Source organism: Emergencia sp., assembly GCF_048465375.1.
Lineage (GTDB): Bacteria > Bacillota > Clostridia > Peptostreptococcales > Anaerovoracaceae > Senimuribacter.
On record NZ_DBFWLQ010000008.1, the window covers coordinates 305,477 to 328,843 of the forward strand.

Sequence of the window (23,367 nt, forward strand, 5' to 3'; positions counted from 1 at the left end):
CGCTGTTGCCGCCTGTTGTTCCTGGATTGTAGTGATCATCGTCATCCCAATCGTCATCGTCATCATAATCAAAGTAACTTTCGTGCTCATGCTCCAAAGAAACTTTTCCAGTTTTGGCATCAACGATATAGTCATATTCCATATTGTCTTTGACTAATTCGATTTCATAATAATAGTTGCCATTTTTTCTTTCAAGGTCGATATCTTTTACAAATCCACCACCAGCTTTTTTGATAGCTGCATCTTCTGCTTCCTTATAAGTGAGAAGATCTCCTTTGTTCTGGTCATCAGTTGGAATTGTTACCGCAGTTCCATATTTTATTGTGCTTTCAAGAATCGCACCAGTTTCAGGATTTACATCCGCGTTTCCATAAAAATCATTTGATTTGAAATTCACCTCATACTCATAAAGGCCGTTGTCTTTTGTCAAATTGACAGAGATGCTGGTAATTCCGTCAAAGGCCTTTTTTACAATATTTTTCACTTCACTTTCAGTGAGTTTTACCGTTTTGCTGCCTAAGTCGTTATCAAGCTGTGACTCTACTTTCTTAACCTGTTTTGTTTCTTTGTTGATTTCCACTTCGAAGCCTTCTTCATTTTTATCATCGTGGAACATCACTTCAAATTTGTTTTCCTCTTCTTCACTTGTTACAAAAGTCGCTGTGGCTGGAACATATTTTTTTGCGATTTCTTTTGCCTCATCCAGGGTCATAGCCTGCGTGAAAGTTGTGGAGAGGATAATCGCTGCGATAATCAGAACAACAGCGATGGCAGCAATGATGCCGTTCCTTTTGTTAATAAATTTTGACATTGTTCTTTCCTCCTATTTCATTTATTTATCTTTCAAGTATTATTCTTTGAGTGTATCCATATAATAAACACTCAAAATGAAATTAAAATGAAAAAATTCGAAAAGAAACATTTTTTTAATATTCATATATTTTTATTGCCTATGATGAATTTTCAAGATTATGGCTTTGCAGAGTTCAATAGAAGCTGCGATGGCATCCTCATCAAAATTAAACTGCGGATTATGTAAAGGCTGTGTCGTATCAGCGCCGATTCCTGTATAGACCGCAATTCCGCCATTTGCCTGCACCCTGCTCATCATAATCGTTGCATCATCTGTTCCGCCTACATTACCTTCATAATATATTTTTTCAAACCACGGAATATTCTTGGCAGACTCTTTCATGATTTCCATCAAAGCATCGTCGCTTTTTCCTGCCGGAACCTCTCCGTAGTCCAAATATTCATAAGCCATATCATAAGCCTTTGCTGTGCCATTGAGCACATCAAAGACTCTATTCTCTGCGTATTTTGCAATGGTGGTACTTTCACCTCTGAATTCCACGGATAATTCTGCCTGTGGCGGAATCGTATTAATTGCAACTCCAGCGTGAAGGGTTCCCACATTAATTCTACAAAGCCCTTCTTCGTGGGGTGCAATGCAATGAAGGTTTAATGCCGCTGAACACGCAGCTAGCAATGCATTTTTGCCCTCCTGAGATGCACCACATGGATGAGCCGCCTTTCCTAGAAAAGTAACATCTAGCTGCCTATCGCTTAGAAAGTCCTTACAACCGCAGGCAATGGAATGGGAAGGTAACGGTATTCCTTCCGCTGTTAAAGCGATATGCAATGCGATAAAATAGTCTACATCATCGAGATGTCCTTTATCCACAATGGATTGTGCACCGTAAAAAGTCTCCTCTGCCGGCTGAAAAATAAATTTTATTCTTCCACACAATTTTTCTTTATTCGTAAGTAAAACTTCTGCTGCTCCAAGACCTATAGCTGTATGGCCATCATGACCACATGCATGGACACAATTAGAATTTTGCGAAAGAAAACCTAATTCTTTTGGCGGATATCCATCAGCGTCAAACTCCTCATAAGGCAGACAATCTATATCAAAGCGAAAGGCTGTTGTCGGTCCAGGAATGCCTGTATCAAGAATAGCAATAACGCCAGGAAACTCCTTTGTTCTTTCTACATATTCAGTTGACGCTCCCTGTGATTTTGCCCGCTTCATGACGTCTTCTGTCTCTTTGGCTGTCATCCGTATAAATGGAGCAACACTGCTTATTTCTACAACCTCTGGTCCCATGAGGATATGTTGGTAACCCATTTTTTCCAGAATCTCTGCGATTCTTGCACTGGTTCTAATTTCTCTCCATCCTGTTTCAGGAAACTTGTGAAACTCTCTTCTATACTCTATAAATTTATTCATTATCTTCTCCTTCATTTTGTTCTAAAACAATTTTAATTGCCTCATTCAAAATGGCAACTGCTTTTTTTATATCCTTTTCATTTAACTTAGAAAAGCAGAGCCGAATATGACCGCTCCCTTGATAGCCATCAGGATAAAAAATGTAGCCGGGCATAATTAACAGACCCATTTCCCGACAGATGTCAAATAATTTCTTCTCATTGATTTTATCGTCAAGATCACACCAAACAAAAAGTCCGCCTTCTGGACAATGTAATGAAAAACTTTTATTTTCACCTTTATTTAGTTCTTCTATTAAATAATCTCTTTTTCTTCTATAGTAATCCCTCAGATTAATCAAATACTCTTCATAATCTCCGCTTTCTATAAACTCATTGAGCATATACTGACCGATATTCGTCAACATAACTTGACTCATCTTGATATACTCTCCAATCATAGCAATTGGTTCATAGGGACCTATAACAAATGCTGTCTGGGTGCCTGGCAAAAATGTCAGAGTAAATGTATCTATGTAAATAACAGATTTATACCGATCCAAAGAATAGAGAGTTGGTATGTCCTTGTCAGAGTAATTAAAATCATGCAGGGAATCATCCTCAATAATAGGTATTCCATATTTGTAACTGATTTCAAGCAAGTCAAGGCGTTTATGAAGTGACATTACTTTTGCAGTAGGATTTTGAAAATTAGGCATAATGTATAGGAACTTAGGACCTTTTTCCATAATCAAAAGTTCTAATTCTTTTAGATTGGGACCGTCTTCCTCTAGAGATACACCTATGGTTTTAATTCCCTTATTACGAAAAAGATTGATTGTGTCAGGAATTACAGGTTCCTCTAAGACAATACAGTCTCCTTCTTGTAAATACAGATCAATTATATAACTTAAGGCTTGTGTTGTTTCCGGTACAATTTGTATATTTCTTTTATCAATATACATATTCCTTTTCTTCAGGATACAACAGATATTATCTTTTAATCGCTCTGTTTCATTTTCTTGTGTAGCACATATATTTTGATACCAATGGCCATCCTTCATATTTTCAAAGATATTCACCATTCTGGGAACTAACTCTAATTCATGATCCATGACAATGCCTCCAAGAGAAAGAATCTCTCGAGAGTAAGATTCATCAAAAATCTGAGAAAACACTTTTTCCTTAGTCGTGAAATGATAACGAATCATCTTCTCCAAAGGAAAAAACATATTTCCCATTGTTTTATTTCTATTTCTCATTACAAAATATCCTCTCGGTGAAGTCCTGGATGACACAATAAAGCCTTCCGCTATCAATCTGTTATACGCCAAAATAACCGTATTTCTGTGGACACCTAGTTCTGCAGCCAATTTTCGCTCTGGTGGCAGTTTATAACCATTGACCAATTCCTCATGTTTAATTAAATTCTTAATACCGTTTTCAATCTGCTTATATAATGGTACTACACTCTGTTTGTTAATTTTTAAATTCATGGTTTATTTACCTCGCTTTATTATTGATATAACGGAAGAAGTATATTCTTCCGTTATATCAGAATAGCGTTATAAATTAACAACTTCTAGTACATCATGCTTCTTCTGCTGCGCCCAAGGAATTGGTTTCTTTAACCTGCGCTTTTTTATATAATTTTGCTAAAAGAAGTCCACTTGCAATCATAACCACTGCACCAAAAGCCTGCAGTATGAAAATGTAGTTATATGCCACATCCCCATAATTATCAATCCATCTGCCACATACATTATAAATCCAGGCATCTGTAGAATACCCCAGTGTAGAGGCAAACCCTAAAACTGTACCAACATATTTCAAAGGAACTCTTGCTTCTGTCACCGGCGTATATAGCGCACTGGAATTCAGATAAGAAGAAACGGTTACTAAAATAGCTACACATAGGAACAGCATAAATAAGTCGGGCCGTTTAGGTATAAAGACAATGAGAATAGTAAAACAGAGTGTCGCAATGCCTCCGAAGAGTACAACAGGTGTAGATCTTCCAGCCTTATCTATAAAATAACCGCCAATCGGTCCGAAAATCATGTTCATCCCACTTCTGAGCGTCGTGGTGATGAATGCCGCAAGGGCGATGCCTATTCCGTAAACATCTGTCATCAAAGGATTCAGATATGGAACCGTCGAACGAACCATAAAATAACCCCAGGTAAAAGCTCCTAAATACCAGGCAACCGGCATTTTCATGACTTTGCCGATTACTCTGAAGTCAATCTTGTCCTCTCCCATATCCACCTTAGCTTCATTATCATACGGAATGTAAAGCCACGTAGCAATTCCCGTAATCAGGGTTACTGCTGAATAGACCTGCACGCCGCCTCTGAAACCAGCGTCTTTAAATAGGAATGTGATGAGACCTAGAATTACGTAAGTGCTTATCAATCCGACTGCGCCGAACATAGAATTCTCGACACCAAATAATCTTCCCTGTTCTTCCGGTGTTCCCCAGCTCTTGATCATCTTCAGAAAAGCGCCCCAGTGCATACAGGTGGTTGTAATCCCGAATAAGAAATAAATCACCATCAACATGCTATATGATTCGCAAAAGGATAGCCAGAATCCGCACAGACCAGTTCCTAAAGTGGATATCACAACCAAACGTTTCGGATTAAACTTATCTGCCAGCCAGCCGCCGATAAAGTAACCTGGCGTTGCAGTCAGACCGAAAAAGGTGAGTACCTTTCCAGCCTGTCCATCAGTGATATGAAAGGCCTCCAAAAAGTGGTTGTAAAAATCATTGTATGTATATGGCAGAAGATAAACGATAGTTGTCATTGTCAGCACTGCCACCCAGACGTACTTCATTTTCAATGAAGCATTTGCAATTCTTTCTCTATCAGTTTTTTTCATTTTTTTATCCTTTCTTCATTCAGAGTGTATATATCAAACCAACTTGCCATTTCTTCCAGCCTCCTGACTCTGTGTTTTGGCTGTCCAGATCTGCACAATTCATGGTTCTCTCCTTTAAAGGCGAAAACTTTTGATGGAATTCCAAAATAAGTCAATGCCGTATGCATCTGCAGTGCACTGTCATATGGGCATCGATAATCTTCCATGCCGTGGATCAACAAAACAGGAGTCTTAATGTATGGGGCGTATTTTAAAGCTGATGTTTCCCATAGATAATCAAAATTTTCCCATGGTGTCGCTTCAAAAGTATCCGGTCCAAAAGATACTCCTATATCAGAAAGACCAAAATCACTGATGTTATTGCACACGCCTCTATCAGAAACAGCCGCACAGAACATATTTGTATGTCCAATAATCCAGTTGGTCATAATACCGCCGTAAGATCCGCCTGTAACACCCAGACGATTCTTATCAATCCAAGGAAGATGCTCTGTTGCATATTGGGTAAAACCAATCAAATCCTCATAATCAATCGTTCCATATTTCTTTCTGATGTCCGCAAAGTCACCGCCTCTTCCTTCAGAACCCGTAGGATTGCAGAAGAGCACACCGTAACCCTTCGCCGCCATCAACTGCATATCGTGATTAAAAATTTCACCAAAGGCACATTGAGGACCTCCGTGTATAAACAAAATTGCCGGGTATTTTTTACCTTCCTCAAAATGAACAGGCTTTAAGTACCACCCTTGAATTTCAATCTGGTTTTTATTTGTATAATTCAGTCTTTCCACTGGGGCATACTGATATATCTCTTCCAAGTTTGCGTTATAGGATGTAATCTTCTCTTCTTTTTTGTCCTCCAAACTCTGTCTATAAAGTTCAGTACCTCCCAAACCTCTCATAGCAATGACGTAAATTTCATTACCTACAATTTCGTAGTCTATCACTTTTCCCTTTGCCTTCGTGATTGCAACAGGAAGCGCGGCTTCATCTTCCCAAAAGAAGACTTTAGATGATTCCATTTCTGTAGCAATGAAATAAATACCGTTCCTGCATCTTGTGACCTTGTTCAGCCAGTTACTCAGATAACTCACGTCACACACCACGTTATCGTAAATGTGATAATCTCCAAATGAATTTTTTCTCAAGCAGCTCCCGTCCTTCATATTGATCAAATCTATGTATTCATCCTGATACTCCCCGTGGATTTTTCTATCGCTTCTACAAGTAATGAATTCAGTAGAAGAAACTGTCTCAATCAAGGTATAGATATATTCTTCAGTAATATCAAGGGGCACAGTATTTTTTTCTTGTATATCGTAGCGATATAACTTTCCTGCAGTGCTCTGTATGCCTCCAGACTGTAGTCCGCAATAAAGCAAATATTCATCTTCATATACTTTCATCAGAGTTACATGTAGGTCATCCGGTGTAATCTGTGTTAATGATTCCTTCTCATATAGAAAAATCCTTCCCCTTTTCCCATTGCAATAGCCTGCTGAGTTGGTCCAAAAAGGAACTTCTTCAGCAACAAAGTAATCTTCCTCTTCCTTTTTGATTTGAGAGAATTTCTCCCAATTTCCTTCAGCAAGTTTCAAATACTGATCATCACAAAGGGTATCACTGCAGAGGAAAAAAAATTTGTCTGCAGAAATTCTCTCGAATTCAATAATTTTTTTACTTACATTAAAAAGTTTCTCAATTATACCGGTCTCAACATCCATACTGTAAAACACAGTAATTGGAATTTGTTTTTGCCGAAGATTTTTATCAGATTCCTCAGTAATTGCTGTAAAAATTACTTTATCATCCTCATACCATTTATATAAGTCCACTTCGATTCCATTAGTCAGCGTTTTAAACTTTTTAGTTTGTGTATCTAAAATACATAAATCGGTAAAGTAGTCATTTTTATCAACGCTGCTTTCTGTCTTGGTATAGAGAATTTTAGAGTTTCGCTTTTTTAATCCTCCTAGATTGATAAAGTTTTTAAAATGATCGGACTCTATTAATCTTTTCGCCATATCGTTCCCTCCATATTCAGAAAATTCTTTGTTATATAGACATTAACGCATAGTAAATAAACTATAAAGTACCAATTTTGAATTGTTTCCTGTACCAATTTTTCATAATTTCTATAAATTTTCATTGTAATTTAATTTTTTTACTATATGATTAAGATAATAATAGAAAAGAGGTGGGATGATGAAATTATTAATCGTAGAAGACGAAAAGAGACTTTGCCAGACTGTAGCAAAACATTTGAAAGCAGAAGGTTATACCATAGATACTTGTTATGATGGAAGTGATGCCATTGATTATATAGATGGAACAGAATACGACGCCATTATCTTGGATATCATGCTTCCGGGAATTGATGGAATTACGATTCTAAAAAAAATAAGATCAAAAAAATTAAAAACGCCGGTTCTTCTTTTAACGGCAAAAAACACCGTTGAAGACAAAGTAACCGGCCTTGACAGCGGCGCAGACGATTATCTGACGAAACCTTTTTCACTGGAAGAGTTATCAGCCAGAGTCAGGGTTTTGATCAGAAGAAGCGGGGTAGAAAGGGTAGATAATTTCTTAAATGTAGGGCCGCTGACCTTGGATACAGATAAAAAAGTAGCAATTAGAGACGGTAATGAAATTACGCTTACTGCCAAAGAATATGCAATACTGGAATATCTAATGCACAATAAAGAAATCGTACTTTCCAGGGAAAAAATTCAACAACACATCTGGAATTACGATTATGAAGGCGGCAGCAATATTATAGATGTCTACATCCGTACGCTGCGAAACAAAATTGATGCGAAGTTTGACCAGAAATTAATCCAAACAGTGCGTGGATTAGGTTATGTCATAAAGAGTGAAGAGTAAGCTATGATGAAAAACAGTTCTATAAGAAAAAGGGTCACCTTATATTATTCTCTGGTTTTGATACTGATCACCGTTCTGGTTTTTGGCGTTTTTCTATTCACTGCCAGCAGACAGACAACCATCGTATCAAAAGATACCGTAATGAAAGCGGTACAGAATTCTTTTGATGAAATTGAATATGAAAATAATATTATTGAGATTGATAACGATTTTGATTCTTACTATCGTGGTGTAACCCTGCTAGTATACGGCGAAGATGGAAAACTGATCAAAGGCGCTGTTCCAAGAGACTTTCCTTCCTCCACCCCTTTGACACAAGGAGACTATGAGGAAATAGAAGCGGAGGAGAGCACCTGGCTGGTTTACGATTTATACAATACCTATGATAATGGGCAGGGCATCTGGGTCAGAGGCATTTACGATATGGATAATGCTGCTGCCACGCTCAAGTCCATCATGCGAATCATGATTATCATATTGCCCGCAATTCTAGCAGTCGCAATCATTGCAGGCAGACGAATTACGAAGAGGGCATTTGCACCCGTCGCTAAAATCACCAATGCAGCCAATTCTATCAACAGTGGTAATGATCTTTCCAAACGTCTACCACAGGGAGAAAATAAGGATGAACTCTATTATCTAACTGAAACGTTGAATCAGATGATTGAAAGATTAGAAAATGCTTTTCAGGCAGAAAAAGAATTTTCTTCTGACGTTTCCCATGAATTGAAAACGCCGATTTCTGTCATCTTGACAGAGTGCGAATATACCCTGCAGGAAAACCGTCAGACGGCAGAATATATCGAATCCATAGAAACCATCCAAAAACAGTGTATGAGGACCATGTCTCTGATTCAGCAGCTTCTTCAAGTTTCGAGAACAATAGACAAAGAAAAAGCATTGGACAAGGAAAATTTCAATCTATCACTTTTATGTAGCAGCATCATCGATGAACTTAGCTTGTCGGCGGAAGAAAAGGGCGTTTTTTTGACGAGCAATATAGAAAGCAATATAGAAATCACCGCCGATGAGACCTTAATTATGAGAATGATTATCAATTTACTGACCAACGCCATTAAATATAGCCATACCTGTGACAATCCAAAAGTAGAATTATCATTGTCGAAAGAAGAACATATTAGAATTATCGTAAAAGACAACGGTATTGGCATAAAAAAAGAAGACCAGGAAAATATCTTCCATCGCTTCTATAAAGTAGATAAAGCTAGAAAATCAGAAGAAAACAGTTTTGGTCTTGGCCTTGCTATGGTAAAGTGGATTGCAGAAGCTCACAACGGAAAGGTTTCTGTTGAAAGTGAAATAGGGAAGGGGAGTAAATTTACCATTACTTTATAACATAAGATTCTATCAGTTCAGCAGCATCAGCAACAAACTTTTCACAGGGGCGGGCAGCGTAATAGCTTTCCGTCCTTTTTTCGGGTATAAAATAATCAGGACCTTCTTGCAAATCCAAAAGCTCCCGACATATAATCGTCTTATTTTTTGCTTTGAATTCCTCTGCCAAACTCTGAATCAGTCGATAATGTTCTGCTTTGCTCTCATCATCATCAGGATATTCATAGCCCTTGATCATTCCTGCAACGAGGAACATACCACTGACAGCGCCGCAAACTTCCCGCAGTCTTCCCATACCGCCTCCAAAAGAAGAACTCAGCTTCGCCGCAGTTTTCTCGTCCATATTCATTTCTTCAGCGAAGGCTAGTACCACAGATTGCGCACAATTATATCCTTCTCGAAAAAGGGACGCCGCTTTTAATTTCTTACTCATTAACGATGCAGCTCTTCTCTAAACTGATTGATGATGTTTCGTTCTGCTCTGGATACCGTCATCTGGGAGACACCGAGATTTTTCGCAATTTCAGCCTGCGACCTGTTATAGATAAATCTTTCCTTAAAGATATAACGATACTGATCGCTGAATCCATCCATGACCTTGTTTATAATCTCTGATGTTTCAATTCTTTCGTAGCCCTTTTCGTCAAACCCCGTATACTTCTCAAGAAAAGAGCTCTCTCCATCCTCACCCATATCGTCAAACGTCTTGTCCAAAGAGTAGGTACCGTAGGCCTGGGAACCTTCCATGGCCTCGATAATCTGCTCTTCACTGAAACCTGTGGCTTCTGAAATTTCCTCGACAGATGGTTTTCTGTGATATTCTGTATAGAGAGCATCCTTGCTCTCCTGTACTTTCGCGGCAATTTCTTTCAATCTTCTTGGTACCTTAAGGCTCCATTGCTTATCCCTGAAATATTTCTTGATTTCTCCAAGAATTGTCGGGGTAGCAAAAGAACTAAATTCGAATCCCTTGTCTGGATCGAATCGCTCGACAGCTGAAACCAGTGCCAAAGCACCAACTTGATAAAGATCGTCGTATTCTACACCTTTGCCGAGATATTTTCTAATCAGAATGTCTACCATATAAAGATGTTTTTCCACGATTTCGTTTCTAGTCTCTATACTTGGATTGTTTTTATACTTGATAAACAATTCTTGTTCCATCATAAATTCTTCACCATTCTAATGGACTTATGTCCGTCTTTTCCTTTGCCAAATTCCACTTCATTCATCAAAGACTGAATGATATAAATACCGATATCGCCTTCTTTTGGGCAGTTCTGACAAGGTTTCGAAAGCTTCTCCAAAGTGTGGGCATCGCAATCGTCTTTCACAATAATTTCTATTTTTGATTTATCGACATTACATTCTACTTCGTATTTGTCTGAAAATCCATCAAATCCATGACACGAAACATTTTTACATGCTTCTGAAACAGCATTCTTGATATCCTCAGACGCGTCCAGATCAAAACCAGCAGTCGTTGCAATAGAAGCAATAGCCAATCTCACCATAGTCAAATACTCCGGTTTTCCCGGTATTGTAAATCTCAAATTATCCATTTAAATTCTCTCCTTCAAAACAAACTGATCTGCCTGCTTCGCATTCTCTATATAGAATAGCTTTCCTTCATGCAAATTGCAAGCATTTTTATTTACTATATCTATATATACCTCATATTTTACAATTAAAAATGGCGCATTATCAAAAATACGCCATTTTTTCTTTTATTACAAGGTCAATTGTTCATCGCTGTTTTTTTCTGGTTTCTTGGCTTTCTTTTCTTCCACTTCGTCTTCATCGTCGTCATCTTCTTCTTTGATGACTTTGGCCATGGCAACGATTTTCGTATCATCGCCTACCTTCATAATCTTGACGCCCTGAGTCGCTCTGCCAAGCTTAGAAACTTCACCGGCTCTGATTCTTATAATAATACCTTCTGAGTTAATCATCAAAATTTCATCATCTTCGTCAACGACCATAGCTCCAATCAAAGCGCCAGTCTTCTTGAATTTGGTCTTATCATAAGTCAGAAGACCTTTGCCGCCTCTGACTTGAATCTTATAATCCTTGACGGAAGTTCTCTTACCATAACCATTTTCAGTTACGACAAAAAGTTCCTGATCCGGTTCAACCAGTTCCATGGCAACGACTTCATCATCTTTCTCAAGCTTGATGGCTCTGACGCCGCCGGCAATTCTGCCCATGCTTCTCACATCTTCTTCAGAGAAACAGATACACTTTCCATGCTTCGTTACGATGATGACATTGTTGGTGCCAGAAGTTTCTTTAATTCCGATCAACTGGTCATCCTCTTTCAGATTGATTGCAATCAGACCTGTCTTTCTCTGCGTATCAAATTGGGAAAGCGGTGTCTTCTTGATGATACCGTCTTTTGTTACGGCAATGAGATATCTATCATCAGAAAATTCCTGCACTGGAATAATCGCTGTAATTCTCTCTCTCTGCATCAGATTGAGGAAGTTGACTGCCGGTGTTCCTTTGGCAGTCCTCGTGGCCTCTGGAACCTCAAAAGCCTTGATTTTATGAGCTTTACCTGTATTTGTAAAGAACATCAGATGATCGTGAGTAGATGTCATGATCAGATCTTTTACAAAATCATTTTCTCTTGTAGTGATACCTGTAATTCCTTTACCGCCACGCTTCTGTGCTTTATAGGTATCAGCTGGTACTCTTTTGATGTATCCCAGATGCGTCAAAGTAATCGCTACTTTTTCTTCTTCAACAAGATCCTCATCGTCAAATTCATCTACATCTGCCACTAATTTGGTTCTCCTGCTGTCAGCATATTTTTCTCTGATTTCGAGAAGTTCATCTTTGATGACGCCCATCAAAAGCTTTTCATCAGCAAGAAGGGAATTGTAGTAAGCAATCTTTTCCATCAATTCGGCATATTCCTTGTCGATTTTCTCTCGTTCCAATCCCTGCAGTCTGGCAAGTCTCATATCGAGGATTGCCTGAGCCTGAATTTCTGAAAGGCCAAATCGTTCCATCAGCTTTTCTTTTGCGTCATTATATGCACTTCTGATAATCTTGATGATTTCATCGATATTATCGAGGGCAATCAGCAGACCTTCTAAGATATGCGCTCTCGCTTCGGCTTTTTTCAAGTCGAACTGGGTTCTTCTGGTAACGACTTCTTTCTGGAACTTCAGATATTCGTCCAGAATTTCGTATAGATTGAGTACCTTTGGCTTGTCGTTAACCAGCGCAATCATGATCATGCTGTAACTGTCCTGCAGCTGGGTATGCTTGTACAATCGATTCAGAGTAATCTGCGGGTTGGCATCTCTCTTAAGCTCGATGACGATACGCATTCCTTTACGGCTGGATTCATCACGAATCGCTGAAATACCTTCCACTCTTTTATCTTTTACCAACTCCGCCATCTTTTCGATGAGTCTGGCTTTGTTCACCTGATAAGGAATCTCAGTAACGATGATCTGCGATCTGCCTCTGTCGGTTTCTTCAATCTCACAACAGGATCTGACTTTGACTTTGCCGATTCCCGTTCTATAAGCCTCTCTGATTCCGTTTTTGCCTAAAATCGTTGCGCCAGTCGGGAAGTCTGGACCTTTGACTATTTTCATCAGGTCTTCGACAGTGGCTTCTTCATCGTCAATTAACTTGACTGTCGCATCAATAACCTCACCTAAATTGTGAGGCGGAATAGACGTCGCCATTCCGACGGCGATACCATTGGATCCGTTTACCAAGAGGTTTGGGTATCTGCTCGGCAGAACCACCGGTTCTTTTTCTTCTCCGTCAAAATTATCTTTAAAATCTATCGTATCTTTTTCGATATCTCGGATCATCTGCAGTGAAAACGGCGTCATCTTCGCTTCCGTATAACGCATAGCTGCCGCGCCGTCTCCATCGACGGAACCGAAGTTGCCGTGTCCGTCTACCAGCATATATCTAGTTGAAAAATCCTGTGCCATTCTGACCATGGCATCGTAAATGGAACTATCTCCGTGAGGGTGATATTTACCCATGACTTCACCGACAATACGCGCGGATTTTTTATGTGGTTTTTCCGGTGTCACGCCTAGTTGGTGCATGCCGTATAGAATTCTCCTATGAACCGGCTTCATGCCGTCTCTGACATCAGGAAGGGCACGTCCGACGATAACGCTCATGGAATAGTCGATATAAGACTTCTGCATTTCCTTAGATATCTCGTGTTGTTCTAATTTCGTATCTTCTAATAATGTACTCAATTTCTCGCCCTCCTTCCTTAAATGTCGATTTCAGCATCTTCTGCATGATCTTCGATGAATTTCTTTCTCGGTGGAACTTTATCTCCCATCAAGATGGTAAAAATCTCATCTGCAGCTGCTGCATCATCTAATGTAATCTGAATCAATGTTCTGTTATTATAATCCATAGTAGTCTCCCAGAGCTGTTCTGCGTCCATCTCGCCCAGACCCTTATATCTCTGAATATCTACTTTTCCAGCTTTGCCGTCATTTTTCAGATTTTCCAAGAGCCTATCCTGTTCTTCTTCCTTATAGGTATAATAGACTTCTTTGTTTCTTTTTGTCATGAAGAGAGGAGGTTTGGCTGCGTATACATAACCACCCTCGATCAGCGGTGTCATGTACCTGAAGAAAAAGGTCAAAAGCAAGGTTCTGATGTGGGCGCCATCGACGTCAGCATCGGTCATGATGATAATCTTGTGATATCTCAGTTTCGTCTCATCAAATTCATTGCCGATTCCGCAGCCGAAAGCAGTAATCATATTTTTGATTTCATCCGAGTTAAGAATTCTATCCAATCTAGCTTTTTCAACGTTAAGGATCTTTCCTCGCAGCGGCAAAATAGCCTGTCTCATTCTGTCTCTGCCACTCTTTGCACTTCCACCAGCGGAGTCACCCTCTACCAGGAAGATTTCTGACTTGGCAGGATCTTTTTCGGAGCAGTCAGCCAATTTGCCCGGCAGGGCGATGCTGTCCAGTGCGCTTTTTCTTCTCGTCAGTTCTCTTGCTTTTCTGGCAGCTTCTCTGGCCCTCGATGCTTTCAGACATTTATCTACGATCACTCTGGCCTCATTAGGATGTTCCTCTAAGAAAGCCATCAGATTTTCACTTGTTGAAGTTTCAACAAAACCTCTCATTTCTGTATTTCCCAGCTTTGTCTTCGTCTGTCCTTCAAACTGAGGTTCTGTCAATTTTACAGAAATAACGGCAGTCAAACCTTCCCTTACATCTTCACCTGCAAGAGAATCGTCATTTTCTTTCAATATTTTGCTTTTTTTTGCATAATCATTAAATACTCTGGTGAGTGCAGACTTGAAACCAGCCATATGGGTACCGCCTTCAGTGGTACTGATATTGTTGGCATAGGATAAGATCAACTCATTATACCGATCTGTATACTGCATGGCAACTTCAAGTTCCATATCTTTTTTGTTGATTTCAAAATAAATCGCTTCTTCGTGGAGAGGGTCTTTATTGTTATTTAGGAACTTTACAAATTCCTTCAATCCTCCTTCAAAATGGAAGACGTCTTTTTTCTTTTTCCCGTCTCTTTCATCAGTGAGAGTAATTTTGATTCCTTTGTTCAGAAATGCCATCTCTCTCAATCTATGCTGAAGGGTTTCATAATCAAATTCCACAGACTCCTGGAATATTTCCGGATCAGGCCAGAAAATACTCTTGGAACCAGTCTTTTTTGATTCTCCCACTTCTGTCAGAGGCATTACAGTCTTACCACGCTGATACTCCTGCTTATAAATTTTGCCGTTTCTTTTAATTTCTACTTCCATCTTCGTGGAGAGGGCATTTACGACAGATGCGCCTACACCGTGCAGACCTCCAGATACCTTATATCCTCCTCCGCCGAATTTTCCTCCCGCATGGAGAACGGTATGAATAACTTCGACAGCTGGTATACCTAGTTTCGGGTGGTTATCGACTGGCATACCTCTTCCGTCGTCTTCTACCATGATGGAATTATCTTTTTGAATTGTAACATCTATTTTTTTACAATAACCAGCCAACGCTTCGTCGACACTGTTATCTACAACTTCATAAACTAAATGATGCAATCCTCTCGGACCTGTACTTCCTATATACATACCAGGTCTTTTTCTTACTGCTTCCAGACCTTCCAGTACTTGTATTTGGGCGGCATCATACTGATTATTATTTTTTTCTTCTGTACTCATTTTACACCCACCTTCGTATCTATTTTCATTTTTACATACTGTATTAGTATACAACAAAATATCCGATTTGACAAGAAAATACGTACATTTTGTGTTTTTTCCCTTTCACCTGCTTTAAAATCCGTAAAATCAAAAAATAAGCACTAAAAAACCTATTAAAAAACGTCGATATATGTCGTAATTTTTAATAGGTTTTATGTTCCTTTATTCTGCCGCCTTCAATGTAGATTTTTTTTGCATCTGGAAAGGAGTCCATCAAATTTTTATCAATATCCGTCGTCGTGATAAAAAGCTGATTTTCTTTCAGGGTTTTAATCAGGTACTTCTGTCTCTCAATATCCAGCTCGCTCATAACATCGTCGAGTAATAGAATTGCATCTTCTTCTGTTTCTTCTTTAATCAGATTCAGTTCTGCTAATTTGAGAGATAGGGCACAGGTACGCTGCTGACCCTGAGAGCCAAAGCTGCGCATATTGATTCCGTTGACATAAAAAGAAATGTCATCTTTATGAGGTCCTTTGGTTGTGGTCCTCTGCTTCAGATCATTTTTAAATGCTTTTTTAATTTCATCGTAGAAGTAACCTTCCTGTTCTTCTAAATCGTCTTTTAAATCTATATTAGGGTTATATTCCAAAAACAGACTTTCTTTTCCGTTGGTAATACTGGTATGAATCTTTCCACTGTAACCGCTGATTTTCTTCACAAATTGTTCTCTGATATTGATGATTCTCGCTCCATATCTGGCCAACTGTACATCCCAAAGATCTAAAATACTGCTGTCGATGGATTCTTCTTTTAGATAGGTGTTCCTCTGCACTAGCGTTTTTTTGTAATTGCTGAGACTGTCATAGTAAAGAGGCTGTATCTGACAGAGTTCTCGATCGATAAATTTTCTTCTTTTTTCTGGTTCGTCCTTCACAATCTTTAAGTCTTCCGGAGAGAAGATAACAATTAAAATATTTTCAAGCAGCTCAGAGGTCTTTTTAATCGTAGCGCCGTCCTTTTTGATTGATTTTTTTGCATCCTTTTTGATTATGATCTCTACAGAAGTATCAAAATAGGATTTCTCAGCATTAACTTTGATTCTCGCTGCATTTTTCTGAAAATGAACCAGCTCACTATCTTTATTCGTTCGGAAAGACCTTCCTATGGAAGTCAGATAGATGCCTTCTAGCAGATTCGTCTTCCCCTGAGCATTATTACCCAATATTAAATTGACGTTCTGGCTAAAGTCTGTTTTCAGATCGTCATAATTTCGAAAATTTGTCAGTTCGATATCTTTGATATACATATTAATTATTTGTAATTCTAACTGGCAGTATCAGATACTCAAAGGAGTCACCATTGACCGGCTCTACCAGGCACGGCGTGATGCTGGTATTAAAGAACATATAGATATCTTCATCGTCTATAGATTTTAATACATCTAAAACATATTTTGCATTGAAACCAATATCCAGATCTTCGCCTTCTTTATTGATGATCACTTCTTCTCTGACGTTACCTTCTTCTGATTTAGAAGTAATTGTTACAATCGTATCTTTGATAGCAAATTTAATCAGATTGTTCTTTCCTTCTTTTGAAAGAAGGGATGCTCTTTCAATACTTTCCATCAGATCATTTCTATTGACCTTAACCTTGATTTTGTTATCTTTTGGAAGTACATCTTTATATTTGATAAATTCGCCGTCCAAAAGTCTCAAAACGACTTTGACGTTACCAATGATGAAAATCGCTTTTTTATCATTTAATAGAAGATTTACGTTTTCTTCTTCAGAAGCTTCACTCAAGATTTTACTGATTTCGTTCATAATTTTGGCAGATATGATGACATTTTTCTCTTCGAGATTTACCATCGCTTCTCGAGTGATAGCCATTCTATATCCATCGATAGCGACCATGTTGATCGCATCATTTAGAAGTTCAATCAAAATACCTGTAATGACACCCTTTGATTCATCCACGCTGGCAGCAAAAGAAGTCTTTCTGATCATTTCTTTTAAAATGGTCTTATCAAAGGTAATATACTCTTGGTTTTCTTCTATATTTTTGATGCTAGGAAATTCATCAGCTGACAGACCGATGATACTGAATTCAGAATTCATACATTTGATGACCACATTTGTGTCGACCAATTCTACAGAGATAGTCGCGTTTGGAAGCTTTCTTATAATATCGCCAAATAATTTTGATTGTACGACAATAGATCCACTGATACCTGACTCGATCTCTACAGTTTCCTCTATGGTGATGTCTAAATCAGATGCTGACATCTTCAATTTTCCGTCTTCTGAGACTTCAAGAAGAATTCCTTTTAAAATAGGAATCGTGGTTCTCGATGTAACAGCTTTTGAAACTATATTTAAGGCTTTCGTTAATAGTTGCTGGTTGCATTCAAATTTCATTTTTAACCTCCAAAATGCCATCTTTTTCTTATAAGAATTTAGTAGTAATAGTAGTAGGGGCTGTTGAATCTGTGGATAACTTTTGAACCCCTTGCTATTTCATTAAAAGTTACTGTTGATTTTATGTGGATAACTTTTGATTTTTATTCAGAAATTTCCTTCTTTAGGTTTTCTATTACTTCTTTTACTGAATCATTGTTATGTATCTCTGCTTGGATCTTTTCACAAGCGTGCATGACCGTCGTATAATGCCTTCCGCCAAAGAGGTTCCCTATCTTAGGAAGAGAATAATCTGTCATGTCTCTGCAGAGAAACATGGCAATTTGTCTAGGAAAAGCAATACTGTTGGTACGTTTGGAACTTTCCATATCTGATACTTTAATATTAAAATACCGGCTGACGATGGTCTTTATTTTCTCAGGAGTTGCTGAAGTTCCACTGTTTTGAATGATGTCTTTGAGAATTCGTTTTGCAAAGACCTTGTCTATTTTCTCGTCCATCAAAGTGGAGAAGCTGACGATTCTGTTAAAAGCGCCTTCTAATTCTCTGATGTTGTCCTTAATTTTTTCAGCAATTAAGCAGATGACCTCATACAAGTCGTCGTCGATTTCTATATTGGCATTTTCTGCTTTTTTCATTAAAATTGCTACTCTTGTTTCGTAATCTGCGGGCTGCAGGTCGGCAATCAGGTTCCACATAAACCTGGATCTGAGTCTCTCTTCCAGTTTTACTAGCTTATTAGGCGCTCTGTCACTTGAAATAACAATCTGTTTATTGAGATCATAAAGTGAATTAAAGGTGTGGAAGAATTCTTCCTGCATGGTGTCTTTACCTTCTAAGAACTGAATATCGTCTATCAAGAGAACGTCGACTTTTCTGTATTTATTTTTAAATTCTCTGGTCTTATTCTCTCCCAGTGCTTTAATAAACTCATTGGTGAACATCTCAGATGATACATATAATACGTTGAGATTTTCATTGTTTTCTAATAAGTAAATCCCAATTGCGTTCATCAGGTGTGTTTTTCCTAAACCGGAACCACCGTAAATAAAGAGAGGGTTGTAGGCTTCTGAAGGAGATTCGGCAACAGCAAGGGATGCAGCATGCGCATATTTGTTACTGTTTCCGACGACAAAATTGTCAAAAGTATATCTGGGATTAAATATTTTTTGCTTACGAAGTTTGGGGTCCATTAACACCGGTTGATTGGATTCAGATTGTTCTTCTTTTACCTGATCATAATCCTCACTGTTTTTGATGACAACGCGATAATCCTCTCCTGTTACAGTTTTAAAGCTGGACTCGATCAACTGTAGATATCTGTCTTTTAAAACTTTTATGATGAAGTCTTCTTCAGATTCCAAGTAGGCAATTTTCACATTATTATCTATACTATTAACTTTAATCGGCTTAAACCAGGTATTATAACTAATTGAGGTCGTATTTTCTTCAATTATTTTTAAAACTTGATTCCAAATCTCTTGAATGTTTTTCATACTTCACCTTCATCTTTTTGTTATAATCACATTGTACATAATAAGTTATCCATATACAAGTATTAATTTAAAAGGCTGAAAAATAAATTTTCCTCAAAGTTATCCATGTAATGTGGATAACTTTGTGCATATCTTTCATAAATGTTTTTTTGTCTTAAATTTAGAACAAAAAAAGACAAAAATGTTGACAAGCAAAGTCATTAAAAGTATAATGGTAAGACATGTGTGCATAGATTGAAATTTAGATTATGCAGCAAATTTACATTGAGGAGGTAAAAGATAATGAAACAGACTTATCAGCCAAAGAAAAGACAGAGAATGAAAGAGCACGGCTTTAGAAAAAGAATGAGCTCTAAGAATGGCAGAAACGTTCTTAAGAGAAGAAGAACAAAAGGCAGAAAAAGATTATCTGCTTAATTTGTGATGCTTAGAAAAAATGTACTAAGACGAAAAAAAGATTTTACCACTATATACAATAGGGGAAAATCCATAGGTGACAGGTTCGTTGTTCTGTTTTTCAGAAAAAACAATCTTCCCTATAACAGAATGGCTTTTTTAGCGAGCAAAAAAGTCGGCAATAGTGTCAAACGGAATAGAGCGAGAAGATTGATGAAAGAGAGTTACAGACTTACGGAGATGAAACTTCCACAAGGCTATGATTTTATTTTCATTGCCAGAAATACTATTGCCAATGCTAAGTGCGCAGAGGTCAAACGATCTTTGGAATCCGCTCTTAGAAGAACCGGGGTAACTAAGAAATAATGAAATATATCAGTAAATTCTTGAAGAATATAATGATTTTCCTGATTAAGGTATATCAACGCTGTATTTCACCCTTATTTCCACCTACCTGTAGGTTTTATCCTACCTGCTCCACTTACTTTATTCAGGCTCTGCAAAAGTATGGAGTGTTCAAAGGTAGTTACTTAGGAATAAAACGAATTTTGAAGTGTCACCCAGGGAACCCTGGCGGTTATGATCCTTTGAAATGACGGAGGAAAATTAATGTTTGGAATAATAGCTAAACCTTTGGGTTGGCTGATGACTCAGCTGTACAGCATAGTAGGAAACTACGGTATTACGCTGGTGATTTTGACTGTAATTGTAAAATTTGCGTTGTATCCAGTTTACAAAAAGTCAATCATGTCTACAGCCGGTATGTCTGATATGCAGCCGAGAATGCAGGAACTTCAAAGGAAATACGCAAACGATAAAGAAAAGCTTAACGAAAAGATGGCTGAACTGTATAAGGAAGAAGGATATAACCCGATGGGAGGATGTCTGCCGATGATTGTGCAGATGATCGTTATCATGGGTTTGTTTGGATTACTAAGAAATCCGATGACATATGTTTCTTCCGAAACGATGTACTTTGCAATTCACGAAGGGTTTTTATGGATTCAAGATTTGAGTCAGCCGGACTTATGGGTTTTACCTATTTTGGCAGGAGTTGCAACGTTCTTCTCTAGCTGGTTGAGTCAACAGACAAATCCGAATGCACAGTCTGGAAACTTCATGATGAAGATGATGCAATATTTCCTCCCGATCATGATTGTATGGCTTGCAAGAACATATCCATCCGGTTTGGCAATCTATTGGTTCATAGGCCAGTTCATGCAGATTTTCTTTAATTTGCGTTTTAATCAAATCAGAAAAGCTCTGAAAGAGAAGAATAAGCCAGCAAAAAAGAAGAAAAAGTAAGAGCTATTGGAGGAAAAAATTAATATGGATGTTTCTGAAAAATGGGGAACCGATGTAGATACCGCTGTGAATCTGGCATTGGATGAACTGAAGTTAACGATAGATGAAGTTGATGTTACAGTTCTCGAGGAACCATCGAGAGGTTTTTTCGGAATTGGATCAAAATTAGCGCTAGTCAGAGTTGAAAAGAAAAAACCGGTTGAAAAAGTAAAAGTAGAAGAAGTAAAAGAAGCACCTAAGGCAAAGACTGAACCTGTAAAGACACAGAAAAAAGAAAAGTCTGAGAAACCGGAAAAGAAACCTGAGCCTAAAAAGCCTGCAGCGCCAGCTGTAACAGTAGCAAAAGAAACTGTAGAAATGCCTGCAGTTGAAGATCATGCGGCGCTTGCATTTCTAAAAGAAGTGACAGAGCAGATGGGTCTTGATATTGATATCTCTGCTAAGGCTGATCATGATAATGTGTTTGTAAACATCCAGGGTAAAGATTCCGGTACTATTATAGGTAAAAGAGGACAAACTTTGGATGCGATTCAGTATTTGACGAGTCTCGTAGTAAATAAAGATCAGGAAAACTACATTAGAGTCGTTGTAGATGCTGAAAATTATAGATCAAAAAGAGAAAAAACCCTTGAAAAATTGGCAAATAGACTTGCCGATAAGGTGGTAAAGACAAAGAGAAGCGTAAGGCTTGAACCGATGAATCCTTATGAACGTAAGGTAATTCATGCAACTCTTCAGAACAACCCGCGCGTAACGACTAGAAGCGAGGGTCAGGATCCGTACAGAAGGGTAATTATTGAGCTGAAGTAAAACGTGGCCCGCAAAATTTGCGGGCTTATTTTCATTCTTGTTAGCAGGAGAATTATTATGGAAGATACAATTGCAGCAATTGCAACACCTCCAGGAGAAGGTGGAATTGGAATCATCAGAATTAGTGGAGAAAATGCGCAAAATGTTTTGACGAAGATTTTTGTGCCAGCAAATCCATCTAGTATTGAAAATAGAAAGATGTCATATGGAACAATTGTTGATCCATCCTCCGGACAAGTCATAGATGAAGTTCTTTCTGTCTATATGAAGGAACCAAAAACTTATACGGTTGAAGACGTGGTTGAAATCAATTGTCATGGAGGTATGGTTCCACTGCGCAGAACCTTGGAATTAGTGCTTAAATATGGCGCTAGAATGGCTGAGCCTGGAGAATTTACAAAGAGGGCTTTTCTAAATGGACGGCTTGATCTGTCTCAGGCCGAAGCTGTAATCGATGTCATCAAGGCGAAGACTGATAAAACCTTTGACGTCGCCATGAATCAGCTGGAAGGCAATTTTTCCAAGAAAATTAAAGAAATTAGAAAGAAATTGGTTGATATTCTGGTAAATATCACTGTAAATATAGATTATCCCGATGAAGATATTGAAGAAATCACTTATGATACCCTAGAAAAGGACTTGATTTCTGTCAATGATGACATAAGAAAACTCCTCACAAGTGCAGATACGGGGCGTATTATTCAGGAGGGGTTAAATGTTGCAATTATAGGAAAACCAAATGTAGGAAAATCTTCTTTGATGAACAGCCTGCTCAACGAAGCGAGAGCTATTGTAACAGAGATACCCGGTACCACGAGAGATACGATTGAGGAACATCTCAGTATCAAAGGCATCCCAGTGAGATTGACTGATACTGCAGGCATCAGGGAAACCGATGACATGATAGAGAAGATCGGTATAGAAAAGTCCAAAGAATCCTTTAATCAAGCGGATCTTGTTATTTTTATCATTGATTCCAGCAGAGAGCTGGGGCAGGAAGATCGAGAGATTGTTGAATTTATTGATCAAAAAAAAGCAATTGTCGTTTTAAATAAAGTTGATTTAGAGCCAGTGGTTTCGAGAAAAGAGATAGAAAAAATGCTGCCAGAAGCTTCATTGATAGAGACTTCTATGGAAAGGCAGCAGGGAATTGATTTGCTTGAAGAAAAAATTGTAGAGATGGTTTATGGTGGCAAGGTTTCTCAAAGTGATCGCATTATGGTTACCAATGTAAGACATAAAAATATTTTAGAAACAGCGGAACGTGCTATCTGTGATGCGATTGAGATGACAAAGAAAAAGGAAGCATTAGAATTTATTGAAATTGATGTGAATAGCAGTTATGAGAATTTAGGAGAAATCATCGGAGAAACCGTGCAAGATGATATTATAAACGAAGTTTTTGCAAGGTTTTGTTTGGGAAAATAAGGTT

General features: G+C 38.2%; 20 protein-coding genes and 1 pseudogene. 8 read left to right on the forward strand and 13 right to left on the reverse strand.

Annotation, left to right across the window (positions count from 1 at the left end; all coding sequences use genetic code 11):
* Positions 1 to 112 precede the first annotated feature (112 nt).
* The 5 genes and pseudogenes from ACMQ5W_RS07710 to ACMQ5W_RS07730 all read right to left on the reverse strand — a co-directional run.
* Positions 113 to 811 (reverse strand): annotated as a pseudogene (locus tag ACMQ5W_RS07710) (PepSY domain-containing protein); the annotation flags it as partial.
* A 132-nt stretch (positions 812 to 943) separates the two neighbouring features.
* Positions 944 to 2,233 (reverse strand): amidohydrolase, encoded by a 1,290-nt coding sequence (locus ACMQ5W_RS07715; RefSeq protein ID WP_419024676.1) that lies wholly within the window; start codon positions 2,231 to 2,233, stop codon positions 944 to 946.
* Positions 2,226 to 3,707: a PLP-dependent aminotransferase family protein gene (locus ACMQ5W_RS07720; RefSeq protein WP_419024677.1), complete on the reverse strand. Its 1,482-nt coding sequence runs from the start codon at positions 3,705 to 3,707 to the stop codon at positions 2,226 to 2,228. The genes ACMQ5W_RS07715 and ACMQ5W_RS07720 overlap by 8 nt, the downstream gene beginning before the upstream one ends.
* 94 nt (positions 3,708 to 3,801) lie before the next feature.
* A complete protein-coding gene (locus ACMQ5W_RS07725; protein ID WP_148490447.1) occupies positions 3,802 to 5,094 on the reverse strand; it encodes an MFS transporter in 1,293 nt (430 codons plus the stop codon).
* The gene (locus ACMQ5W_RS07730; RefSeq protein ID WP_419024678.1) at positions 5,091 to 7,118 is read right to left on the reverse strand and encodes an alpha/beta hydrolase family protein; all 2,028 of its coding nucleotides are present in this window, start codon (positions 7,116 to 7,118) and stop codon (positions 5,091 to 5,093) included. The genes ACMQ5W_RS07725 and ACMQ5W_RS07730 overlap by 4 nt, the downstream gene beginning before the upstream one ends.
* Before the next feature lie 178 nt (positions 7,119 to 7,296).
* Here ACMQ5W_RS07730 and ACMQ5W_RS07735 point away from each other — a divergent pair, with 178 nt between their 5' ends.
* Both ACMQ5W_RS07735 and ACMQ5W_RS07740 read left to right on the forward strand, forming a co-directional pair.
* Entirely contained in the window at positions 7,297 to 7,977 is a 681-nt protein-coding gene (locus ACMQ5W_RS07735) for a response regulator transcription factor (RefSeq protein ID WP_419024679.1), read from the forward strand.
* A gap of 3 nt (positions 7,978 to 7,980) precedes the next feature.
* Entirely contained in the window at positions 7,981 to 9,333 is a 1,353-nt protein-coding gene (locus ACMQ5W_RS07740; protein ID WP_419024680.1) for a sensor histidine kinase, read from the forward strand.
* Here the strand turns inward: ACMQ5W_RS07740 and ACMQ5W_RS07745 are convergent.
* The 8 genes from ACMQ5W_RS07745 to dnaA all read right to left on the reverse strand — a co-directional run bounded on the left by ACMQ5W_RS07745 (position 9,323) and on the right by dnaA (position 19,424).
* Positions 9,323 to 9,766, reverse strand: coding sequence for a C-GCAxxG-C-C family protein (locus tag ACMQ5W_RS07745; RefSeq protein WP_419024681.1), 444 nt, complete (start codon positions 9,764 to 9,766; stop codon positions 9,323 to 9,325). The genes ACMQ5W_RS07740 and ACMQ5W_RS07745 overlap by 11 nt on opposite strands.
* Positions 9,766 to 10,500 (reverse strand): SigB/SigF/SigG family RNA polymerase sigma factor, encoded by a 735-nt coding sequence (locus ACMQ5W_RS07750; protein ID WP_148490443.1) that lies wholly within the window; start codon positions 10,498 to 10,500, stop codon positions 9,766 to 9,768. The genes ACMQ5W_RS07745 and ACMQ5W_RS07750 overlap by 1 nt, the downstream gene beginning before the upstream one ends.
* Entirely contained in the window at positions 10,497 to 10,895 is a 399-nt protein-coding gene (locus ACMQ5W_RS07755) for an ATP-binding protein (RefSeq protein WP_148490442.1), read from the reverse strand. The genes ACMQ5W_RS07750 and ACMQ5W_RS07755 overlap by 4 nt, the downstream gene beginning before the upstream one ends.
* 168 nt (positions 10,896 to 11,063) lie before the next feature.
* Entirely contained in the window at positions 11,064 to 13,574 is a 2,511-nt protein-coding gene (gene gyrA / locus ACMQ5W_RS07760; RefSeq protein WP_419024682.1) for a DNA gyrase subunit A, read from the reverse strand.
* Between the two features lie 17 nt (positions 13,575 to 13,591).
* Complete coding sequence (gyrB, locus tag ACMQ5W_RS07765; protein WP_148490440.1) at positions 13,592 to 15,523, reverse strand: DNA topoisomerase (ATP-hydrolyzing) subunit B; 1,932 nt, start codon at positions 15,521 to 15,523, stop codon at positions 13,592 to 13,594.
* A 184-nt stretch (positions 15,524 to 15,707) separates the two neighbouring features.
* Entirely contained in the window at positions 15,708 to 16,814 is a 1,107-nt protein-coding gene (gene recF, locus ACMQ5W_RS07770) for a DNA replication/repair protein RecF (RefSeq protein WP_148490439.1), read from the reverse strand.
* A gap of 1 nt (position 16,815) precedes the next feature.
* Positions 16,816 to 17,928 carry a DNA polymerase III subunit beta gene (gene dnaN / locus ACMQ5W_RS07775; protein ID WP_419024683.1) on the reverse strand — a complete coding sequence of 371 codons (1,113 nt, stop codon included), beginning with the start codon at positions 17,926 to 17,928 and terminating at the stop codon, positions 16,816 to 16,818.
* Between the two features lie 143 nt (positions 17,929 to 18,071).
* Positions 18,072 to 19,424, reverse strand: coding sequence for a chromosomal replication initiator protein DnaA (gene dnaA / locus ACMQ5W_RS07780; RefSeq protein ID WP_419024684.1), 1,353 nt, complete (start codon positions 19,422 to 19,424; stop codon positions 18,072 to 18,074).
* A 282-nt stretch (positions 19,425 to 19,706) separates the two neighbouring features.
* Here dnaA and rpmH point away from each other — a divergent pair, with 282 nt between their 5' ends.
* Genes rpmH through mnmE form a run of 6 tightly spaced genes read left to right on the forward strand, consistent with a single transcriptional unit; the run spans position 19,707 to position 23,363 of the window.
* Positions 19,707 to 19,841 carry a 50S ribosomal protein L34 gene (gene rpmH / locus ACMQ5W_RS07785; protein WP_067533743.1) on the forward strand — a complete coding sequence of 45 codons (135 nt, stop codon included), beginning with the start codon at positions 19,707 to 19,709 and terminating at the stop codon, positions 19,839 to 19,841.
* 6 nt (positions 19,842 to 19,847) lie between these two features.
* Complete coding sequence (gene rnpA, locus ACMQ5W_RS07790) at positions 19,848 to 20,186, forward strand: ribonuclease P protein component (RefSeq protein ID WP_148490436.1); 339 nt, start codon at positions 19,848 to 19,850, stop codon at positions 20,184 to 20,186.
* Complete coding sequence (gene yidD / locus ACMQ5W_RS07795; protein ID WP_148490435.1) at positions 20,186 to 20,416, forward strand: membrane protein insertion efficiency factor YidD; 231 nt, start codon at positions 20,186 to 20,188, stop codon at positions 20,414 to 20,416. The genes rnpA and yidD overlap by 1 nt, the downstream gene beginning before the upstream one ends.
* 13 nt (positions 20,417 to 20,429) lie before the next feature.
* Complete coding sequence (locus ACMQ5W_RS07800; protein ID WP_148490434.1) at positions 20,430 to 21,125, forward strand: YidC/Oxa1 family membrane protein insertase; 696 nt, start codon at positions 20,430 to 20,432, stop codon at positions 21,123 to 21,125.
* Positions 21,126 to 21,149: 24 nt separating this feature from the next.
* Positions 21,150 to 21,935, forward strand: coding sequence for an RNA-binding cell elongation regulator Jag/EloR (gene jag / locus ACMQ5W_RS07805; RefSeq protein ID WP_419024685.1), 786 nt, complete (start codon positions 21,150 to 21,152; stop codon positions 21,933 to 21,935).
* A 51-nt stretch (positions 21,936 to 21,986) separates the two neighbouring features.
* The gene (gene mnmE, locus ACMQ5W_RS07810; RefSeq protein ID WP_419024765.1) at positions 21,987 to 23,363 is read left to right on the forward strand and encodes a tRNA uridine-5-carboxymethylaminomethyl(34) synthesis GTPase MnmE; all 1,377 of its coding nucleotides are present in this window, start codon (positions 21,987 to 21,989) and stop codon (positions 23,361 to 23,363) included.
* Positions 23,364 to 23,367: the final 4 nt, after the last annotated feature.

What these genes read in the sequence shown, in the direction of transcription:
- ACMQ5W_RS07750 (WP_148490443.1), bottom strand. Translation starts at nt 10,500, where the DNA reads ATGATGGAACAAGAATTGTTTATCAAGTATAAAAACAATCCAAGTATA.
- dnaN (WP_419024683.1), bottom strand. Translation starts at nt 17,928, where the DNA reads ATGAAATTTGAATGCAACCAGCAACTATTAACGAAAGCCTTAAATATA.
- jag (WP_419024685.1), top strand. Translation starts at nt 21,150, where the DNA reads ATGGATGTTTCTGAAAAATGGGGAACCGATGTAGATACCGCTGTGAAT.
- rnpA (WP_148490436.1), top strand. Translation starts at nt 19,848, where the DNA reads ATGCTTAGAAAAAATGTACTAAGACGAAAAAAAGATTTTACCACTATA.
- ACMQ5W_RS07740 (WP_419024680.1), top strand. Translation starts at nt 7,981, where the DNA reads ATGATGAAAAACAGTTCTATAAGAAAAAGGGTCACCTTATATTATTCT.
- ACMQ5W_RS07735 (WP_419024679.1), top strand. Translation starts at nt 7,297, where the DNA reads ATGATGAAATTATTAATCGTAGAAGACGAAAAGAGACTTTGCCAGACT.
- rpmH (WP_067533743.1), top strand. Translation starts at nt 19,707, where the DNA reads ATGAAACAGACTTATCAGCCAAAGAAAAGACAGAGAATGAAAGAGCAC.
- ACMQ5W_RS07800 (WP_148490434.1), top strand. Translation starts at nt 20,430, where the DNA reads ATGTTTGGAATAATAGCTAAACCTTTGGGTTGGCTGATGACTCAGCTG.
- dnaA (WP_419024684.1), bottom strand. Translation starts at nt 19,424, where the DNA reads ATGAAAAACATTCAAGAGATTTGGAATCAAGTTTTAAAAATAATTGAA.
- ACMQ5W_RS07715 (WP_419024676.1), bottom strand. Translation starts at nt 2,233, where the DNA reads ATGAATAAATTTATAGAGTATAGAAGAGAGTTTCACAAGTTTCCTGAA.
- ACMQ5W_RS07755 (WP_148490442.1), bottom strand. Translation starts at nt 10,895, where the DNA reads ATGGATAATTTGAGATTTACAATACCGGGAAAACCGGAGTATTTGACT.
- recF (WP_148490439.1), bottom strand. Translation starts at nt 16,814, where the DNA reads ATGTATATCAAAGATATCGAACTGACAAATTTTCGAAATTATGACGAT.
- ACMQ5W_RS07730 (WP_419024678.1), bottom strand. Translation starts at nt 7,118, where the DNA reads ATGGCGAAAAGATTAATAGAGTCCGATCATTTTAAAAACTTTATCAAT.
- yidD (WP_148490435.1), top strand. Translation starts at nt 20,186, where the DNA reads ATGAAATATATCAGTAAATTCTTGAAGAATATAATGATTTTCCTGATT.
- ACMQ5W_RS07725 (WP_148490447.1), bottom strand. Translation starts at nt 5,094, where the DNA reads ATGAAAAAAACTGATAGAGAAAGAATTGCAAATGCTTCATTGAAAATG.
- ACMQ5W_RS07720 (WP_419024677.1), bottom strand. Translation starts at nt 3,707, where the DNA reads ATGAATTTAAAAATTAACAAACAGAGTGTAGTACCATTATATAAGCAG.
- ACMQ5W_RS07745 (WP_419024681.1), bottom strand. Translation starts at nt 9,766, where the DNA reads ATGAGTAAGAAATTAAAAGCGGCGTCCCTTTTTCGAGAAGGATATAAT.
- gyrB (WP_148490440.1), bottom strand. Translation starts at nt 15,523, where the DNA reads ATGAGTACAGAAGAAAAAAATAATAATCAGTATGATGCCGCCCAAATA.